A 16952-nucleotide genomic window follows, 5' to 3' on the forward strand; every position below is an offset into this window, starting at 1 on the left:
GAAAGCGGGTTGGCGGCCATCCGGTTCAGCATCGGGCGCGGCTGTCGTGTACGACGCGACGCAAATGCGGACGGAAATCCCGTTTGCCGACGCGCTCCGCCTGACGGCGCGTCGTATGAAAGCCGGAACGCCGCGGCTCCCGCGGCCGCGCGTTCCCTTCGAGTTCGATGACAACGAGGCCGGATGACATTCGGCTCGACCTCCGGGGGCTCTCGCCGTGTGCAGTTTCGATCTTCGCCAAGGCTGCGGAAACGCGGCGCGGACAGGTGGCCATGCGCCGCCGGCCGCAGCGCACGCGAACGGTTCGCGGAGTGGAGAAAGTGATGGTTCGCTATGAATATGCCAATAACGCGCGATAAGAGCGCCGGCGGGGAGAGGATTACCGGGCAGCGTCCTCTGATTTACTGGACCCAGACGCCGTCCGTCATGCTGCGCAAGGAACTCGCGCGACGCGACTGGAAAGTGACGCTCGTCGCGCACGCCAGCGAATTGCGCGATACCTCCGGCGAAATCACCTGCGGCATCCTCGACCTGAGCGGCGGTCACGCCGACGCGATCGGCAGCATCGCGTCGACCTGCGCGTCGATGCGCGACGTCGTGTGGGTCGCGCTCGTCGAGACCGGCCAGACCGCCTCGCCGAACGTGCGCGCGCTGTTGCGCGACTATTGCTTCGACTACATCACGTTGCCCGCGTCGCACCAACGCATTGCCGATACGGTCGGCCATGCGTACGGAATGGAATGCCTGTTCGCGCGCGATCGGGAACGCCTCGAATCGCAGGAGAACGGCATCGTCGGCACCTGCAGCGCGATGCTGCGGCTGTTCGATACGGTGCGGCGCTTCGCGCGCACCGACGCGCCCGTGTTCGTGTTCGGCGAGACGGGAACCGGCAAGGAACTGACGGCCGTCGCGATCCATCGTCATTCGGAACGGCGCAACGGCCCGTTCGTCGCGGTCAACTGCGGAGCGATCCCGCCCCACCTGCTGCAATCGGAACTGTTCGGTTATGAGCGCGGGGCGTTTACCGGCGCGAACGCGCGCAAGATCGGCTACGTCGAAGCCGCAAACGGCGGCACGCTGCTGCTCGACGAAATCGGCGACCTGCCGCACGAGAGCCAGGCGAGCCTGCTGCGCTTCCTGCAGGAGCGCGCGATCCATCGCCTCGGCGGCAGCGACCCGGTGCCGGTCGACGTGCGGATCGTCTCCGCGACGCACGTTGACCTGCGCGAAGCGATGGAAGAAGGGCGTTTCCGCGCGGACCTGTTCCACCGCCTTTGCGTGATGCGCATCGACCAGCCGCCGCTGCGCGCGCGCGGCAAGGACATCGAGCTGCTCGCGCATCACATGCTCGAACGCTTTCGCGGCGACGCGCGCCATCGCGTGCGCGGCTTTTCGACGGATGCGATCACGGCGCTCTACAAGCATGACTGGCCGGGCAACGTGCGCGAACTGATCAACCGCGTGCGGCGCGCGGTCGTGATGACGGAAGGGCGCCTGATCACCGCGCAGGACCTCGAGCTCGAATACTGTCTCGACGCGGCGTCGCCGTCGGTGGCCGACATCCGCAAGTCGATCGAGCGCGAAGCGATCGAAACCGCGCTGCTGCGCACGCGCGGACGCGTCGCCGCATCCGCGCGCGAGCTCGGCGTGTCGCGTGCAACGCTCTATCGCTGGATGGAAGCGTACGGCATCGAGCGGCCGCGCAGCACGGGGTCGTCGGACTGACGCGCGCGGTGCGGCCGCGCGAGCGTGTGCGCGTGCGTGATCCGGGTCCCGCGCCCGCTCGCGTCAGCCGGTCAACGCCGCCCGCACGGTTCGCGCGGCGTTGACCGCGCGGATTTCGACGGTCGGCGGCGCGCCGGCGGCAGCATGGCCGCCGGTGTTCGCGAGCGGCACGAGCGCGACACGCGCCGGCGTGCCGGGCGCGAGATCGAACCAGTCGTCGCGCGGCACGAAGCCCGGTGCATCGATCTGCACGTGACGTGCGACGTGGCGCGTGCCGATGTCGACGTGCCACGTGTCGCCGGTGCGCGACACGCATGCCTCGATGCCGGGTTCGCGACGGGCGAACACGGCCGGGTGCGTGCGGGACGGGAAGTAGAACGCCTGCGACAGCAGCGTGCCGTCGTCGGCGCGCAGTGTCGCGACGACGGTATCGTGCTCGCACGGGCCGAAGCGATACGCGTAGGTCCAGTCGAAGAAGCGGCCGAGCAATTCGGCCGAATCGAGCCGCACCGTGTCGTGCGCGGCGATCCGGACCGGAGCGCCGGCACGCGCGAGCGGCGTGCGGCCGTCGCGCAGCGCGACCAGCTCGACGGCCGCCGACAGCGGCGCCGGCCGCTCGTTGATCACGTGCACGTCGAGCCCGTTCAGCCCTTCGTCGACGAGCAGGACCTGCACGGGCTGAAGTACCTGGCGCAGCGCATACCACGCCGATTTCGGCCGATGCGCCGCATCGAGCAAGCCCCATCCGGCGCCCGCCATCACATCCTGGAACTGCCAGACGAGCGCACCCGCGCAGCGTGAACCGGTGCGCCGCCACTCCGAGAACGTGTCCCGCATCAGTTCCGCGATCACCGCGCGCGACAGCTCGAAGTAGCGCGACGGATCCTCGCGCCGCAGGCGGTCGGGCGCCACGTCGTACAACGTCTGCAGATAATGATCGCGAATATCGTCGAAATCCCACGACGTGCCGGGGTCGCGCGGCACGGCCGCTTTCCACCGCGGCTCGTGCACGCCCGGCCAGCCGAGGCTGGCGAGCATCGCATCGCACGGCACGTTCGCGAACGCGAGGCATTCGCTCGCGAAGCGCACGTCGGCGCGACGCGCGTCGTCGAGCGGGCGAAGGTACGCGCCGACACCGTAATAGTGCGACACGCGCTCGCGCGGCATGAACGGCAGCACGCCGCCGTCGGGCGAGTCGGGGACGTACAGCGCGTCGGGCCGCCGTGCCGCCGCGTGGTCGGCGAGGCGCTCGGCGGTCAGTTCGAGGAAGCGCTGCTTCGGCCCGAGACCCGACATCGCGCCCTGCTGCGCAATCTCGCTGCCGCCGCACAGCACCGCGAGCGACGGCGACGCGCGCACGCGCGTGAGGAACTGTTCGGCTTCGCGACCGACGGCGTCCGCGAAGGCGCGATCGTCGAGCGCATAGTCGAAGTTCGCGAACATGAAGTCCTGCCAAACGAGCAGTCCGAGCCGATCGCACCACGCATGGAATGCGTCGGCCTCGTAGGTCATCGTGCCGCCGACGCGGATCATGTTGAAGCCGGCGTCGCGCGCGTATCCGAGCAGGCGGCCGTAGGTCGCGTCGTCGGCGTGCAGCGCGAGCGGTGCGGCGCTGCTCCAGCATGCGCCGCGCGCGAACACGCGCACGCCGTTGACGCGCAACCCGAACCCCTTGCCGTCGTCGCCCGCGTCCAGTTCGATCGTGCGAAAGCCCGTCGCGCCGAGCGGCCGCCGTTCGGCACCGATGTGCAATGCGACGTCGTAAAGCACCGGTTCGCCATGCGTGTGCGGCCACCAGCGGCGCACGTTCGGCACTGCGACGGTCGCATGGAGCCGGTCGGCGCCGCGGCGTTCGAGCGTCGCGTGGTGCTCGCCGCACGACAGCCGGGCCGCAAACGCCTCGGGCAGCGGCCCGGCGAATGTGAGTGCCGCATCGAGCCAGCCGGTATCGCCGTCGATGCGGGCGTGCAGGTCGCAATGGACGAGAACGGGACCGTCGGCAGGGTCCAGCACGTCGACGGGCCGCCACGGACCGGTCGGCACGCAGCGCGGAAACCAGCCGGGCATGTGCCCGAGCAGCGACGTGCGAACGGTGCGCAACGTCGCCGGTTCGGCGAGCCGCGTGCGCCAGCGTGCGCGGCGCGGTGCGCGCACATCGCGCAGGTGCGGCGCGAGGGCGCGGAAGCAGACGGTCAACCGGTGCGTGCCGTCGAGCGACACGGGCACGTCGTGCGCGACGAACATGCTGTCCGAGCGCAGGATCGGCGTGTCGTCGAGCCATGCCTCGGCGAGCGTCGCGAGGCCGTGAAAGCGCAGCACGCGCGGCCCGTGCCCGTGCAGTTCGACGCGATACCAGTGGTCGCGCTCGTCGAGCGACGCGGTATCGTCGGCCCGGCCGGCCAGCGCGAGCGCCTGCGCGACCGTGCCGGGGACGGGTGCGGCGATCCAGCCGTCGGCCGGAAGATCGAGCGGCCCGCGCGCGGCACCCGCGGGCGTGGCGAGCAGCGACCACGCGAGCGCGGCATGCGCGCGCGTCACCGCACCAACGGCACGGCGGCCGCGTCGACGCGCACGGGCGCCGCGTGCTGCAGCGGCGGGGCGATCTGCCGCGCGCAGTCGATCAGGTCCGCGTAAGCCGCTTCGATCGCTTCGAGCGTCGCGTCGCCGCGCTCTTCCTTGCCGCGCGCACACGCCCGCGCCAGCCGGAACTCCAGCACCATCGCCTCGGATGCGATGCGGTCGCAGGCGGTACGAATCTCGGCGAACGGCCCGACGCAGCCGCTCGCCTGCAGCCAGCGCGCGTAATGGCCGAACAGTTCGAAGTTCGCGCCGAGTTGCCGCACCGAATTGAACGAGTACGCGTGGAAGCGTTCGAGCGGGGAATCGGCGAGCGATTTCGCATCGAGCTGCAGCTGGCGCCGGAACGCCGTGACCGGATTGACGACCGGCAGCCGGCGCAGATGCCGCTGCAGCGACGCGAGCGAGACCTCGCACAGCGCGCGCTCGTCGAGCGGTGCGAAACGCCGCTTCGCGCACTCGACGTACGGCGGCAGCGGCATCGGCGAACAGCCGCCGACGAGCCCGTTGTAGTCGAAGTCCTCGGCCACGTAATAGCCGCTGTTGTGGAAGTAGCCGATCTGGCGGCGCGTGCGATCGATCGAGTCGATGCCGATCGTCGTCTTCGTATGCTGCGTACGGTAGCTGCTGCCGCGCGTGTCCGGCAGGAACCACGCGTCGACCTCGACGATCATCAGGTGACCGCGCGCGACCTGCGTCTCGATGTGCTGGTCGAGCGGCTCGTAGATCGAGTGTTCCTGCACGACGATGCCGTACAGCCGCTCCAGTTCGTCGTGCGGAAACTTGAAGAACGTGAACTGGTCGCCCTCGAAGTCGAGCGCGATCGTAAACGGCAGCGCCGCGTACGGGTTGAGGCCCCACCAGCGGAGCACCTCGAGCCACATGTCGACATAGCAGTTGGTCTGTTTCCAGACCATCTCCTGACTGTGCAGCGGGTGCGGCCGATAGTGGCGTGCGCGGTGGCGCACGTCCTCGAACGACGCGTCCTCGCCGTCGCGGGACACGAATTTCATCGCGTACCCCACAGCACGTCGCGAACGTCGGCCGGCCATGCGTCGAGGTCGAAACCGTGATGACGGAACAGCGCGAGCGTCAGCCGCTCGAGGCCGAAGCCGACGCAGCCCGTATGCGCGACGTCGCCCGTCGCGGTGCGGATGTCCCACAGCAGCCCGAAGTGATCCATGTGGTAGTTGAAGCTCAGGCACGCGGTCTGGCGGTCGTCGTGCTCGATCGGGATCAGCAGCTCGAACTTCAGGTTCTGCTCGCGCTGGCTGTTCGCGACGATCTTGCCGCCGCGCCCGAAGAACGGATCGTTCGCGAGATCGATCGCGTTCGGCAGTTGCAGCGCCTCGATCATCCGTGTGCCGCGCTCCATCCACGTCGCGCGGAACGCGACGATCTGCTCGGGCGTGCCGATGCGTATGTATTCGCGCATCCGGAACAGCTGCATGCGGGTCGGGTCGAGCGACGGCTCGTGGCGGAAGCAATACGAGAACACGTCGACGATGCGGCCGTCGTCGGGCAGCGCACCGGCGCGCGCGACGACCGGATAGACCGGATAGCAGGCGGCCGGCGTCATCACGACGTAGGTCGGCTTCTGGCTTTCGGTCCAGTCCTCGCCGCGGTCGAGACACTGCAGCAAGCGCTGGTGCCGCTGTTCGTCGCCGCAGAACGCATGCACGCTGCCCGCGAGTTGCGGGAAGCTCTTCATGTATTCGCTGCGCTCGAATTCGGTGCGGCTCATCGCCGGCGGGAAGCGCAGCACTTCGGCTTGCTGGTCGGCGCCGAGGCGCGTGACGAAGGCGTCGAGCGCTTCGACGACGCGCTCGAACCGCTCGCTGCGGCCGAACAGGCCCTGGATGCCGGTCGACACGAGCAGTCCCGCATCGATCAGCTCGTCGCGCAGCGGATTGACGCCCGCGCGGTCGAGCGGCGCGTCGGACGGGGTGGCGGCGGAAGGCACGGAGAGGCGATCGTTCACGAATGTTTCTCCAGCGTCGCGGGACGCAGTGCGAGCAGCAGGCTCGAGGTATTGGCGGCAATGCGGTCGTTGCTGATCATCAGCGGCGCCGCGTGCAGGTCGCGCAGGTGGCGGCCGATGCTGAACGGCGTGCCGTGCTTGTAGCCGGCCATCCCGCAGATCATCATCGCCTGCTGGGCGACTTCGAGCGCGGTCGACGACACATAGGTCTTCAGCGTGTTGATCTCGGCGGCCCAGGCCATGCCGGCCGACCACGAGCGGGGCGACGCGCTGGCGTAGAGGCGCAGCACGCTGTCGACGCGGGCCTGCATCGCCTGCATCAGCGCAAGCGATTCGGCGATGCGCCGCGACGCGGGCGACGGCGCACCGTCGGTCTGGCGCGCCTGCGTGCGGAAGAACTGGTGCGCGCGATGGAACGCGTCGCCGGCCACGCCGATCCACACCGCCGCCCACAGGATGTGCGAAACCGGCACCATCGTCTGTTCGGCGATCTGCGCGAACGGCACGGGCAGGCACTGCACGGTCGTGCCCTGTGCATCGAGCACGAAGCCGTTGCTGCACGTGCCGCGCATGCCGAGCGTGTCCCATTCGCCGCGGCGCGTGAGCGTATAGCCGTCGCGCAGCACCGTGACGAGCACCTGCTCGGACGCCGGCGCGTCGGCGTCGCGCCGCGCGGTCGCGAGGATGCCGTCCGCGTAGTCGCCGTACGAGATCGTCGGCGCAGATTTGTGCAGCCGGAATTCGCCGCCGTTGGCCTCGAGCGCGCACTGGCTCGCGCGCAGGTTGCCGCCGACGCCGTCCTCCGACGTCGCCGACGCGAGCAGCCACTGATGGCGCACGAGCTGTTGCAGGAACAGCTTGTGCCAGCCCTGGTCGGCCGCGTGATTGACGATGCAGGCCACCTGGATCTGGTGCATCGCGAACACCATCGCCGACGACGCGCAGGCCTGGCCGAGGATCGAGCATGCCGATGCGACGTCGGCCAGCGACGCGCCGGCGCCGCCGAGCCGGGTCGGGACCATTGCGCTCAGCAGGCGGCGCGCACGCATGGCCTCGATCGCCTCGACAGGGCAGCGCGCGTCCCGGTCGACCGCATCCGCGTGCTGGGCGGCGATTTGCGCGACGGCGTGCGCGGCCTCGTCGAGCCGGCGTGGTTCGTCGTCGGCCGCGAGTTCGGGAAGCAGCGCGCTCATGCGGAATGCTCGGCGCGCTGCAGGGTCGCAATGGTGTCCGCGAGCGCGTCGACGCTGCGGAACAGATTGCGGTTCAGCATCTCGTCGGGAATCTCGATGTTGAACTGCTTCTCGATCGCGAGCATCAGCTGGATCGTATCGAGCGAGGAGAGGCCCGCTTCGTAGAGGTCATCCCCGTCACCGATCGAGTCGATCGCGGCTTCGAGGTGGGCGACGTGCTTGAGGATGGTTCTGATTTCGTTTTTCACGTGCTGCTCCGGCGTGTGAGGTGTCGTCCGCAAGGGCGGACGCGCGCAGCGCGCTGACATCCCCCCGGCAGTCCGGCATCAGTAGACCATTCGCACGCCCGGCGTTCTGTTCGCCACCCTACAATCGGCTGACTCGCGTCGCACGCGTGCGCTGACACGCCGTGCGCATCACGCGCGTGCCGCGGCGCTCACGCCCGAGTCGGCCGACAGGATGCGCTTCATCTCGTCGCGCACGATCGCGCGGCAGCCGCACGACATTTTCTCGAGGCCCGCAAGGTCGGCAAGCTCGATCGAGCTCCGGTACTGACGGATCAGGCCGAGTTTCTGGATCTCCCCGGCCGCATCCGTGACCGTCTCGCGCCGCACGCCGAGCATCTGCGCGAGCATGCTGTGGGTGATCTGGATCTCGATGCTGCGCGACCGGTCGTACGCGAGCAGGAACCATCTGCATAACTGATGTTTGAGCACGTGATGTCGGCTGCAGAACGTGATCTGCGAGACCTGGGCCATCAGCAGCCGCACGCAGACGAACACCAGATGGCGAATCACCGGCGACGCGTCGAACGCGGCGGCGAAGATGCGCCGGTCGAGCCGGTAGACGAAGCCGTCGCGGCATGCGACGGCACGGCACGGCATCCGGCCGCTGCCGCCGATCACGTCGTCGCAGACGACGCTCTCGCTGCCGATCTCGGCCACTTCCAGCGTCATGCCGCCGGACGACACGTACTGCAGCGAAATCGCCGTCGTGACGGGCAGGTAGACCGCGGTGAGCATTTCACCCGGTTCGCACAGCACCTGGCCCGATTTCAGGTGAACGAGTTGGAGGTTGGCAATCAGCGTCGCGCGTTCGTCGCGGTCGAGGGCCGCGAGGAACCGGTTGGCGTCGAAGCTGTGGGAAAGCTCGATCATGCCGCTCGCATGGGCGACGGCGTCATTGGCCTGGTGGGTCACGGCGGATCCTCGTAGGGAACGATCGCACATCGCGCGACGCCATCCACGGGGATTTAGCACGCACGTGCGGATTCGTGTTCATAGAAATTCGAATGCCGATGGCGGAAAAGGCTAGCACGCAATTCAATTCGATAAATTGCGCATTACGTCACTTCACAATGTTTGACGATTTGGGGTAAATGAAAAGGTTATAGGTATTTGAAGATCGTCTTCGTATGAATTAATTGCACTGGAGGGTGAATCGCGAATTCGGTGCTGATCGAGAATCAATCCGGCAACGAAGTGCATCGTACAAGAAAAATATCTAGAATGCATTGAACATTATTTGACAATTTAGATTCGCGGGTATGATTTATTAATTGAATCATGGTGTTGCGTGAGATATGTGCGTTTGATTGCAGTGTTGTAAATTAATCCGGCGATTCATATTTGAGACAGTTTCAAACGACCATTCGAGCGTGCGGCACGCGACTCTGGCCCGTTTGAGACATCATGGAAACAATTGAAAACCGGGTGTAAGTTATTGAGCGATAAGACTCCCGCGCCGCTGCCGGTTCCACTGCCGGCCCCGCGCTCAATGATCAGTCGAATTGCCGGCTGCGTCCGCGACGCAAGCGGGTGTCCGGAAATGAGACGTTTTTTGCGGTTTTCGACCGGCTATTCGGGGGCGCTAAATCGCAAGTCATTTATATATTAAGGATGGAGCGGGTATTGGCACGTAAATCGCTTATCGAAACGGGCGTGTCGAAACGGGACTGCCGATTCGATCCAGCGGCGAGACGCTGTGGGTCGATTGGATCGAGGGTTGTGGGCCGCAACCCGCGTCGCCGTCCGGGCGCGCATCGCGATAACGAATTCCGCTGACGCGGCTGCATGCGGCGCGGACGATAAAAGGGATACAGACATGCTTCATCTTCACTCGAGCTACTCGGCGAATGCCATCCTCGATGCCCTTCCGGAGGACAGCATCCGTGCCATCGCACCGCACCTCGAACTGGTCCGGATCAAGGCCGGCATGCTCGACCGTGTCGGGGAACCGATGCGCCACCTGCATTTCCCGACCACCGCCATGATGTCGGTGCAGCACCTGATGGAGGACGGAGCGATGGTCGAGGTCGCCGTGGTCGGCCGCGAAGGTGTGGTCGGTCTGGCGACGCTCGTCGGCGGCACCGCGGTATCGAATCGCGTCGAAGTCCGTATCGGCGGGATGGCCTACCGCGTGCCGACCTGCGTGATGCGCTCGGAATTCGAACGTTCGCCGGCGACGTATCGGCTGCTGCTGAACTACTGCCAGGCGACGATGGCGCAGATTTCGCGCAGCGCGTTGTGCAACCGGCATCACTCGGTCAGCGAGCAGTTGAGCCGCTGGCTGCTGCTCGCGCATGACCGGATCGACGGCGACGAACTGGCCGTCACGCAGCAGACGATCGCGAACATGCTCGGCGTGCGTCGCGAAGGCGTGACGGAAGCGGCCGGCAACCTGCAGGAAGCCGGGCTGATCCGTCAGCGTCGCGGCCGCATCACCGTGCTCGATCGCGACGGTCTCGAGCGCCAGGCATGCGAGTGCTACGAGCTGATTCGCGCGGACTATCGCCGGCTGCTCGGCACGCGGGCCGGCGCGCGTGCGTTGCCGGTGCGGCCGCGCATGCAGGACCTGCACGGCGGTTTCCCCGCGCACGGTGTGTGACGATGCATGCGATGGCGGGTGGAACGAATGCGATGCGACGCGCCGCGATCGCCGCGGTCGACGTTGCGCTGGTGCTGGCAGGTGCGCTCGCCGCGCAGGCTGCGATGGGGCTCGCGTGGCACGATCTGTCGGACGCGCAGCGCGGCACGGTCGCATTGCTGTGCGTGCTGACCGTCGCGCTGTTGCCGCGCAGCGTGCGCGTGACGCGCGGCGCGGCGTCGCCGCACGACGGCGGTGCCGTGCTGACGCGCACGGTGGTGGCCGTCGTGTGCGTGGGCACGCTGACGGTGGCCGGCACGATGTGGATCATGAACCGCGGCGGCACGGTCACGACGCGCTGGATCGCGCGGACGGTGCTGTCCGGCGACGCGGCACTGCTGCTCGGCAGGCTGGCACTCTGCGCGCTGGCGATGAAGCGTGGCGATCCGCGCGCGCGGCAGCGGCGGGTTGCGGTCGTCGGGGCGACCGCTTATGGACGGGTGGCGATCGAGCGCATGCAGCTCGAACCGGCCGGGCCGTTCGCGGCTGCCTGCGTGTTCGACGACGATGCACCGGCCGCGGCCACGACTGACGGGATCGGCGGCGTGCCGGTGATCGACGACTGGGGCGCGTTGCGGCGCATGATCCGCGGCGGCGAGATCGACGAAGTGTGGCTCACGCTGCCGATGTCGCACGAGTCACGCATCCAGCGCATCGTGCGCGAACTGCGCGACGAGTTCGTCGAACTGCGGCTGTTGCCGGACGTGCGGCAGATGGCGGTCGTCGAGCGATCCGCGACCGATGTGCTCGGCATGCCGGCCATCAACCTCGCGACCACGCCGCGTTCCGCGCCGGAACTGTGGGCGAAGTTCGCGTTCGACCGGCTGTTCGCCGGCGCCGTGCTGATTCCGCTGCTGCCGCTGCTCGCGGCGCTGGCGATCGCGGTGAAGCTGTCGTCGCCGGGGCCCGTCTTGTTCAGGCAGCGCCGCAAGGGCGCCGACGGGCGCGAGTTCCATATCCTCAAGTTCAGGACGATGCGCGTGCATCGCGTACAGCCCGGTATCGTGCGACAGGCCTCGCGCAACGATGCGCGCATCACGCCGGTCGGCGCGTTCCTGCGACGCACGTCGCTCGACGAGTTGCCGCAGTTCTTCAACGTGCTGTTCGGCCAGATGTCGGTGGTCGGCCCGCGTCCGCACGCGATCGAACACGACGACTTCTACCGGCAACTGATCGACTGCTACATGTATCGCTATCGCGTCCGGCCGGGAATCACGGGATGGGCGCAGGTGAACGGCTATCGCGGCGAGACACGCAAGGTCGAGGCGATGGCCGCGCGCGTGAAGTTCGACCTGTTCTACATGCAGAACTGGAGCTTCTGGTTCGACATGAAGATCATCCTGATGACGGTCGTGCGCGGCTTCGTCGGGCGCAACGCATTTTGATGAAGAGGATTGCGAAGTATCGAGCGTCGACTCGTGCTTCCGGCCTCGATACGACGCGCCCCGCAACCGCGCTTCAGCTGTGCGCCGGCGGCTGAGTGGCTGCCGGCAACGCAGCGGGCGAGACGGCGGGGCTGGCGTCGGGCGCGGCTTGCGCGCTCGACGGCTGGATGGCGTGCTGGATCGTCGGCACGACCATCGTCGGGAACAGGGCCGCAAGGGCCACCCAGATGACGACGCCGAACAACATGACGTTCTCCCGGAAAGCCGCGGATTCGCCGCGCATGCTCTCAATCTACGACGCAACTTTTTACAGGGGATTGATCGACCTCAACGGCGGCTGCGTCAGACGAATGCTGCCCCGCGGGGTTTTCGCATCAGTCCCCGGTTTCTGATGGGCGGTGCGGGCGCTGACGCCGGTCAACACATGCGTGTGCATTGGGTTTATGCTGCGTCGAATGCGTCCCGCACTTCATGTGGCCGGACGCGCATCCGGGCACGACGAGCCGGGCATCCCGGGCCGCCGTGCACCGGCGCGACAACCGCGCGCCGCATGCCTCATTGCGCGGAACCCGGAAAAGGAGGGACGGCGATGGCGCTCGATCGAGAACAACGGCAGACGCTGCAGCGACGGCTGACCGAGAGCGAGCAGGCGTTGCGTGCGGAGATCCGGGCGAGCGAGGACCAGCGCGCGTCGGAGTCCTATGCGGAGCTTGCCGGCGCGGCGCCGGACGAGGGCGACGAGGCCAATGCCGATCTGTTCGTCGACATGGATCACGCGCTGATCGGGATGAAGCTGGCCGAGTTGCGCGCGATCGGGCGCGCGCAGCAGCGCATGCGCGACGGCAGCTACGGCGAGTGCATCGATTGCGATGCACCGGTCGGCTACGAGCGACTGCTCGCGCGCCCGACCGCCGAGCGTTGCACGCATTGCCAGTCGATATACGAGCGGCGCTACGCGACGACACCGCGCGCATCGCTGTGACGTCGGTGCAGGGGCCACGCAAGCAGCGAGCCCCGCGCGGCACGACACGGGCAATCGGCGCAGGATGACCAACGGGCACCCGCCGCCGTCGACATGCGGCGCCGGGCGGGCCGACGCCGGCACGCCGGCGCACGGCGCCATCCACGTGGAAGGGAGCCACGCCGATCATGCCGATCCACAATGCCGAGTGCGCGGCCGTCTTCACCGAAATCGCCGACATGCTCGAGATCCAGGGCGCCAACCCGTTCCGCGTGCGTGCCTACCGCAACGCGGCCCGTACGATCGCCGACTACGGGCGCGACATTCCGGCGATGATCGAGAGCGGCAGCGATCTCGGCCGGATTCCATCGATCGGTGCCGATCTCGCGGCGAAGCTGCGCGAGATCGCCGCGACCGGTACCTGCGAACTGCAGCAAACGCTGCGCCATGCGTTGCCGGGCGCGATCGTCGAACTGCTCGACGTGCCGGGGCTCGGCGCGAAACGCGTCAAGGCGCTGCATGACGCACTGCACGTCGACTCGCTCGAGCAGCTGCGCGTCGAAGCGAAGAGCGGGCACGTGCGCGCGCTGCCGGGTTTCGGCGCGAAGACCGAAGCGCACCTGCTCGACGCGCTCGACGAGCGCCTGAAGCGCGAGCCGCAGCGCTTTCTGCTGCCGGATGCCGCGCAATCGCTGATGCCGTTGCTCGAGCGCTTGCGCAAGGTGGGCGGCGTCGGCGAAGCGGTGCCGGCCGGCAGCTTTCGCCGCTGCCGCGAGACGGTCGGTGATCTCGACATCCTCGTGACCGCACGCGATCCGGCCGCCGTGGCCGATGCGTTCGTCGGCTATGGCGAGGTCGCACGCGTGCTCGCGAACGGCAAGACGCGTTCGAGCGTCGTGCTCGGCAACGGGCTGCAGGTCGACCTGCGCGTCGTCGACGCCGACGCGTTCGGCGCGGCGCTCGTCTACTTCACGGGATCGAAAGCGCACAACATCGCGCTGCGCCGGATCGCGCAGGCCGGCGGGCTGAAGATCAACGAATACGGCGTATTCCGCGGCGACGAGCGGATCGCGGGCGCGACGGAGGCATCCGTCTACGAGGCGATCGGCCTTCACTGGGTGCCGCCCGAGTTGCGCGAGGGCCGCGGCGAGATCGACGCGTCGCGCGTCGGCGCGCTGCCGGCGCTGGTCGAACGCAAGCACGTTCATGGCGATCTGCATGCGCATACCGACGCATCGGCAGGGCGCGACAGCCTGCGCGCGATGGCGGACGCGGCGCGTGCGCGCGGGCTCGCGTATCTGGCCGTCACCGATCGCACGCCGGAGTCCGGCGGCGGCCGTACCGATGCCGACTGGCTCGTACGGCAGATCGACGAGATCGACCGCCTCAATGCGTCATTCGACGACTTCGTGCTGCTGAAGGGCGTCGAGGCGGGCATTCGCGAGGACGGCAGCCTCGATGTGGCCGACGACGTGCTCGGCCGGCTCGATCTCGTGGTCGGCGCGGTACGTGACCGCTTCGACCTGCCGGGCGACGCGCAGACCGAGCGGATGCTGCGCGCGATCGATCACCCGTATTTCACGATCCTCGCGCATCCGACCGGCCGGCTGCTCGGCGAACGCGACGCATGCGAACTCGACGTGCCGAGCGTGCTCGCCGCGGCCGCCGCGCGCCACTGCTTCGTCGAACTCGACGGCGACCCGCGGCGGCTCGATCTGCCGGACGTCTGGTGCCGCGAGGCCGCCAAGGCCGGCGTCGCGGTGGCGATCGGCTCGGACGCGCGGTGCGCGGACGATCTGGACAATCTTGGATACGGTATCGGCCAGGCGCGGCGCGGGTGGCTCACGCGACAGGACGTGCTCAACACGCGCACGCTCGCGCAACTGCGGCCGCTGCTGGCGCGCACGATGGGTGCTAGTGGTGCGAGTGGCACAACCGGCACAAGCATCGCGTCGAAGCGCGGCCGCCCGAAGCGCGCGTGACGGCGCACGTGCGCGCCGTTACGCATGCCGAAGTCAGGCCAGCACGTCTTCCGCCGGTACGTACGGCAGCCCGAGCGCCAGCGCGACGGCCTCGTACGTGATGTGGCCGTCGCACACGTTCAGGCCCGCGCGCAGATGCGGGTCGTCGGCCATCGCGCGTTTCCAGCCCTTGTCGGCGAGCGCGAGCGCATGGCCGAGCGTCGCGTTGTTCAACGCGAACGTCGATGTGCGCGCGACCGCGCCAGGCATGTTCGCGACGCAGTAATGCACGACGCCGTCGACGACGAAGGTCGGCTGCGCATGCGTCGTTGCATGCGAGGTCTCGAAGCAGCCGCCCTGGTCGATCGCGACGTCGACGACGACGGCGCCCGTGCGCATCGTCGCGATCATGTCGCGCGTGACGAGCCGCGGCGCCGACGCGCCCGGCACGAGCACCGCGCCGATCACGACGTCGGCGTCGCGCACGGCTTCGTCGATCGTATGCGCGTTCGAGCAGACGGTCGCGATCCGGTTCGCGAAGACCAGATCGAGCTGGCGCAACCGGCCCACGTTCGTGTCGAGCACGGTGACGCGCGCGCCGAGGCCGACCGCCATCTGCAGCGCACCGGTGCCCACCACGCCCGCGCCGAGCACCACGACGTGCGCGGCCGGCACGCCGGGCACGCCGGCCATCAGCACCCCGCGGCCGCCGCGCGGGCTTTCGAGGTGCGTCGCCGCGACCTGGATCGACATGCGGCCCGCGACCTCGCTCATCGGCGCGAGCAGCGGCAGTCCGCCGCCCGGGCCCGTCACGGTTTCGTACGCGATGCAGACCGCGCCGGACTTCACGAGCGCGGCCGCCTGCTCGGGATCGGGGGCGAGATGCAGATACGTATAAAGAATCTGTCCGCGCCGCAGCATCGCGCACTCGGCCGCCTGCGGCTCCTTGACCTTGATGATCATGTCGGCGCGCGCGAAGAGGTCGCGCGCGTCGTCGCACAGTGCGGCGCCGGCGGCCGTGTAGTCGTCGTCGAGCAGACCGATTGCCGTGCCCGCGCCGCGCTGCACGAGCACGCGATGGCCGTGTCGCGTGAGCTCACGTGCGCCGGCCGGCGTGAGGCCGACGCGGTATTCGTGATTCTTGATCTCCTTCGGCACACCGATCAGCATGAGTTGTCTCCATGGGTATTTGTCATGGTTGTCGTGCCCGGGCGCGCCGCGATCGTCCGATCGTGCGTGCCGGCGAACGGCACGTGTGCGACGGTTGCGCATGCACGGTTCGCGTGCCGTACTGGAATAAGAGGGTAGCGGTGCCCGGAGGGAAGTCAAGCGGCGGCCCGATGCGACGGCGCGTGCACTGCACCGCAACACGCGGCATGGCGTATTGCGACCGGACGTCGCACTGCATGCGGCACGCGGTTTGGGTATCGTCTCGTGTGGCGCGGAGCGGGGCCGCGCGCCGGATTCCTTCCGGCTGGATCACGACACGACGACACGATGAGACAAGGAAGCTTACCGACATGACGGGCGCGTATTTCAGCGTGCCGACGCTTTGTGCGATCGCACTCGTTCACGTCTATTGGGCGTTCGGCGGACAGCTCGGCAAGCGTGCGGCCATTCCGGAACAGGACGGCGTACCGCTGCTGCGGCCGACCGTGCCCGGCACGCTCGCCGTCGCGGCGGCGTTGCTGGCCGGCGCAAGCGCGGTGGCGTCGCGCGCGGGCTGGCTGTGGCAGAACCTGTATCCCGGCGCGATCACGTTCGCGATCGTTGCGCTCGCACTGATCTTCGCGGTGCGCGCCGTCGGCGATTTCCGCTACGTCGGCTTCTTCAAGCGGGTTCGCGGGTCGCGTTTCGCGCGCATGGACAGCCTCTGTTACTCGCCGCTGTGTTTGGCACTTTCGTTGTCGATCGCGTCGATGCTGTGGCCGTGGTGAGCACTGCGGCGAGCGGGACGGCCGTTTTGCTGCGAGCCAAGCGGTAACGCGCGTCGCGGGCGCCGCATCGGAAAGCACCGAGCGGCGCGGGCACGGCAACCCTGAAAAACGACGGGCGCCGGTCGGGCGACGCCCGCGCGTGCGTCCGGCCCTGCGATCGACGCCGCGGCCGCGCCACGGCTCTTGCGTATTCCGGAAAACGATTTCCTCATTATTGCGATTTTCGATGTAATGAATTGCACCGAACCCTTTGGAAATGGAACCGGTTCCATCTATAATTCGCGGCATTTGTCGCCGGGCCCGAATT

14 protein-coding genes are annotated in these 16952 nt (G+C 68.1%); 6 read left to right on the forward strand and 8 right to left on the reverse strand.

Annotated features, from left to right (window positions below; genetic code table 11):
* The first annotated feature begins 333 nt into the window (after window positions 1-333).
* Window positions 334-1725: a sigma-54 dependent transcriptional regulator gene (locus DIE17_RS00565; protein WP_185735351.1), complete on the forward strand. Its 1392-nt coding sequence runs from the start codon at window positions 334-336 to the stop codon at window positions 1723-1725.
* A gap of 63 nt (window positions 1726-1788) precedes the next feature.
* Here the strand turns inward: DIE17_RS00565 and DIE17_RS00570 are convergent, their stop codons facing one another.
* The 6 genes from DIE17_RS00570 to DIE17_RS00595 all read right to left on the reverse strand — a co-directional run bounded on the left by DIE17_RS00570 (window position 1789) and on the right by DIE17_RS00595 (window position 8675).
* The gene (locus DIE17_RS00570) at window positions 1789-4263 is read right to left on the reverse strand and encodes a glycosyl hydrolase 2 galactose-binding domain-containing protein (protein WP_124920513.1); all 2475 of its coding nucleotides are present in this window, start codon (window positions 4261-4263) and stop codon (window positions 1789-1791) included.
* The gene (locus DIE17_RS00575) at window positions 4260-5315 is read right to left on the reverse strand and encodes a DUF1839 family protein (RefSeq protein ID WP_124484966.1); all 1056 of its coding nucleotides are present in this window, start codon (window positions 5313-5315) and stop codon (window positions 4260-4262) included. The genes DIE17_RS00570 and DIE17_RS00575 overlap by 4 nt, the downstream gene beginning before the upstream one ends.
* A complete protein-coding gene (locus tag DIE17_RS00580) occupies window positions 5312-6283 on the reverse strand; it encodes an amino acid--[acyl-carrier-protein] ligase (protein ID WP_124570048.1) in 972 nt (323 codons plus the stop codon). Before DIE17_RS00580 ends, DIE17_RS00575 begins: the two co-directional genes overlap by 4 nt.
* Window positions 6280-7476 (reverse strand): acyl-CoA dehydrogenase family protein, encoded by a 1197-nt coding sequence (locus DIE17_RS00585; protein WP_124484964.1) that lies wholly within the window; start codon window positions 7474-7476, stop codon window positions 6280-6282. The genes DIE17_RS00580 and DIE17_RS00585 overlap by 4 nt, the downstream gene beginning before the upstream one ends.
* Window positions 7473-7724: an acyl carrier protein gene (locus DIE17_RS00590; RefSeq protein ID WP_044842951.1), complete on the reverse strand. Its 252-nt coding sequence runs from the start codon at window positions 7722-7724 to the stop codon at window positions 7473-7475. The genes DIE17_RS00585 and DIE17_RS00590 overlap by 4 nt, the downstream gene beginning before the upstream one ends.
* 168 nt (window positions 7725-7892) lie before the next feature.
* Entirely contained in the window at window positions 7893-8675 is a 783-nt protein-coding gene (locus DIE17_RS00595; RefSeq protein ID WP_185500280.1) for a Crp/Fnr family transcriptional regulator, read from the reverse strand.
* Between the two features lie 904 nt (window positions 8676-9579).
* Between DIE17_RS00595 and DIE17_RS00600 the strand changes: the two genes are divergently transcribed.
* Window positions 9580-10362 carry a Crp/Fnr family transcriptional regulator gene (locus DIE17_RS00600; protein WP_124484962.1) on the forward strand — a complete coding sequence of 261 codons (783 nt, stop codon included), beginning with the start codon at window positions 9580-9582 and terminating at the stop codon, window positions 10360-10362.
* 32 nt (window positions 10363-10394) lie between these two features.
* Complete coding sequence (locus DIE17_RS00605) at window positions 10395-11786, forward strand: undecaprenyl-phosphate glucose phosphotransferase (protein WP_185735352.1); 1392 nt, start codon at window positions 10395-10397, stop codon at window positions 11784-11786.
* Window positions 11787-11859: 73 nt separating this feature from the next.
* Here the strand turns inward: DIE17_RS00605 and DIE17_RS37240 are convergent, their stop codons facing one another.
* The gene (locus tag DIE17_RS37240; protein WP_185735353.1) at window positions 11860-12033 is read right to left on the reverse strand and encodes a hypothetical protein; all 174 of its coding nucleotides are present in this window, start codon (window positions 12031-12033) and stop codon (window positions 11860-11862) included.
* 342 nt (window positions 12034-12375) lie between these two features.
* Here DIE17_RS37240 and DIE17_RS00610 point away from each other — a divergent pair, with 342 nt between their 5' ends.
* Window positions 12376-12768: a TraR/DksA C4-type zinc finger protein gene (locus DIE17_RS00610; RefSeq protein ID WP_124665810.1), complete on the forward strand. Its 393-nt coding sequence runs from the start codon at window positions 12376-12378 to the stop codon at window positions 12766-12768.
* A gap of 167 nt (window positions 12769-12935) precedes the next feature.
* The gene (gene polX, locus DIE17_RS00615) at window positions 12936-14729 is read left to right on the forward strand and encodes a DNA polymerase/3'-5' exonuclease PolX (protein ID WP_124519600.1); all 1794 of its coding nucleotides are present in this window, start codon (window positions 12936-12938) and stop codon (window positions 14727-14729) included.
* A 33-nt stretch (window positions 14730-14762) separates the two neighbouring features.
* Here the strand turns inward: polX and ald are convergent, their stop codons facing one another.
* Window positions 14763-15878 (reverse strand): alanine dehydrogenase, encoded by a 1116-nt coding sequence (gene ald / locus DIE17_RS00620; RefSeq protein ID WP_124484957.1) that lies wholly within the window; start codon window positions 15876-15878, stop codon window positions 14763-14765.
* 350 nt (window positions 15879-16228) lie between these two features.
* Here ald and DIE17_RS00625 point away from each other — a divergent pair, with 350 nt between their 5' ends.
* A complete protein-coding gene (locus DIE17_RS00625) occupies window positions 16229-16645 on the forward strand; it encodes a DUF3995 domain-containing protein (RefSeq protein WP_124891596.1) in 417 nt (138 codons plus the stop codon).
* The last annotated feature ends 307 nt before the right edge of the window (window positions 16646-16952 follow it).

This window comes from Burkholderia sp. Bp9099 (genome assembly GCF_003857805.1).
Lineage (GTDB): Bacteria > Pseudomonadota > Gammaproteobacteria > Burkholderiales > Burkholderiaceae > Burkholderia.

Excerpts from the sequence above, each read along its gene's own strand:
- DIE17_RS00565 (WP_185735351.1), top strand. The coding sequence starts at position 334 with ATGAATATGCCAATAACGCGCGATAAGAGCGCCGGCGGGGAGAGGATT.
- DIE17_RS00575 (WP_124484966.1), bottom strand. The coding sequence starts at position 5,315 with ATGAAATTCGTGTCCCGCGACGGCGAGGACGCGTCGTTCGAGGACGTG.
- DIE17_RS00585 (WP_124484964.1), bottom strand. The coding sequence starts at position 7,476 with ATGAGCGCGCTGCTTCCCGAACTCGCGGCCGACGACGAACCACGCCGG.
- DIE17_RS00600 (WP_124484962.1), top strand. The coding sequence starts at position 9,580 with ATGCTTCATCTTCACTCGAGCTACTCGGCGAATGCCATCCTCGATGCC.
- DIE17_RS00605 (WP_185735352.1), top strand. The coding sequence starts at position 10,395 with ATGCGACGCGCCGCGATCGCCGCGGTCGACGTTGCGCTGGTGCTGGCA.
- DIE17_RS37240 (WP_185735353.1), bottom strand. The coding sequence starts at position 12,033 with ATGTTGTTCGGCGTCGTCATCTGGGTGGCCCTTGCGGCCCTGTTCCCG.
- DIE17_RS00610 (WP_124665810.1), top strand. The coding sequence starts at position 12,376 with ATGGCGCTCGATCGAGAACAACGGCAGACGCTGCAGCGACGGCTGACC.
- polX (WP_124519600.1), top strand. The coding sequence starts at position 12,936 with ATGCCGATCCACAATGCCGAGTGCGCGGCCGTCTTCACCGAAATCGCC.
- ald (WP_124484957.1), bottom strand. The coding sequence starts at position 15,878 with ATGCTGATCGGTGTGCCGAAGGAGATCAAGAATCACGAATACCGCGTC.
- DIE17_RS00625 (WP_124891596.1), top strand. The coding sequence starts at position 16,229 with ATGACGGGCGCGTATTTCAGCGTGCCGACGCTTTGTGCGATCGCACTC.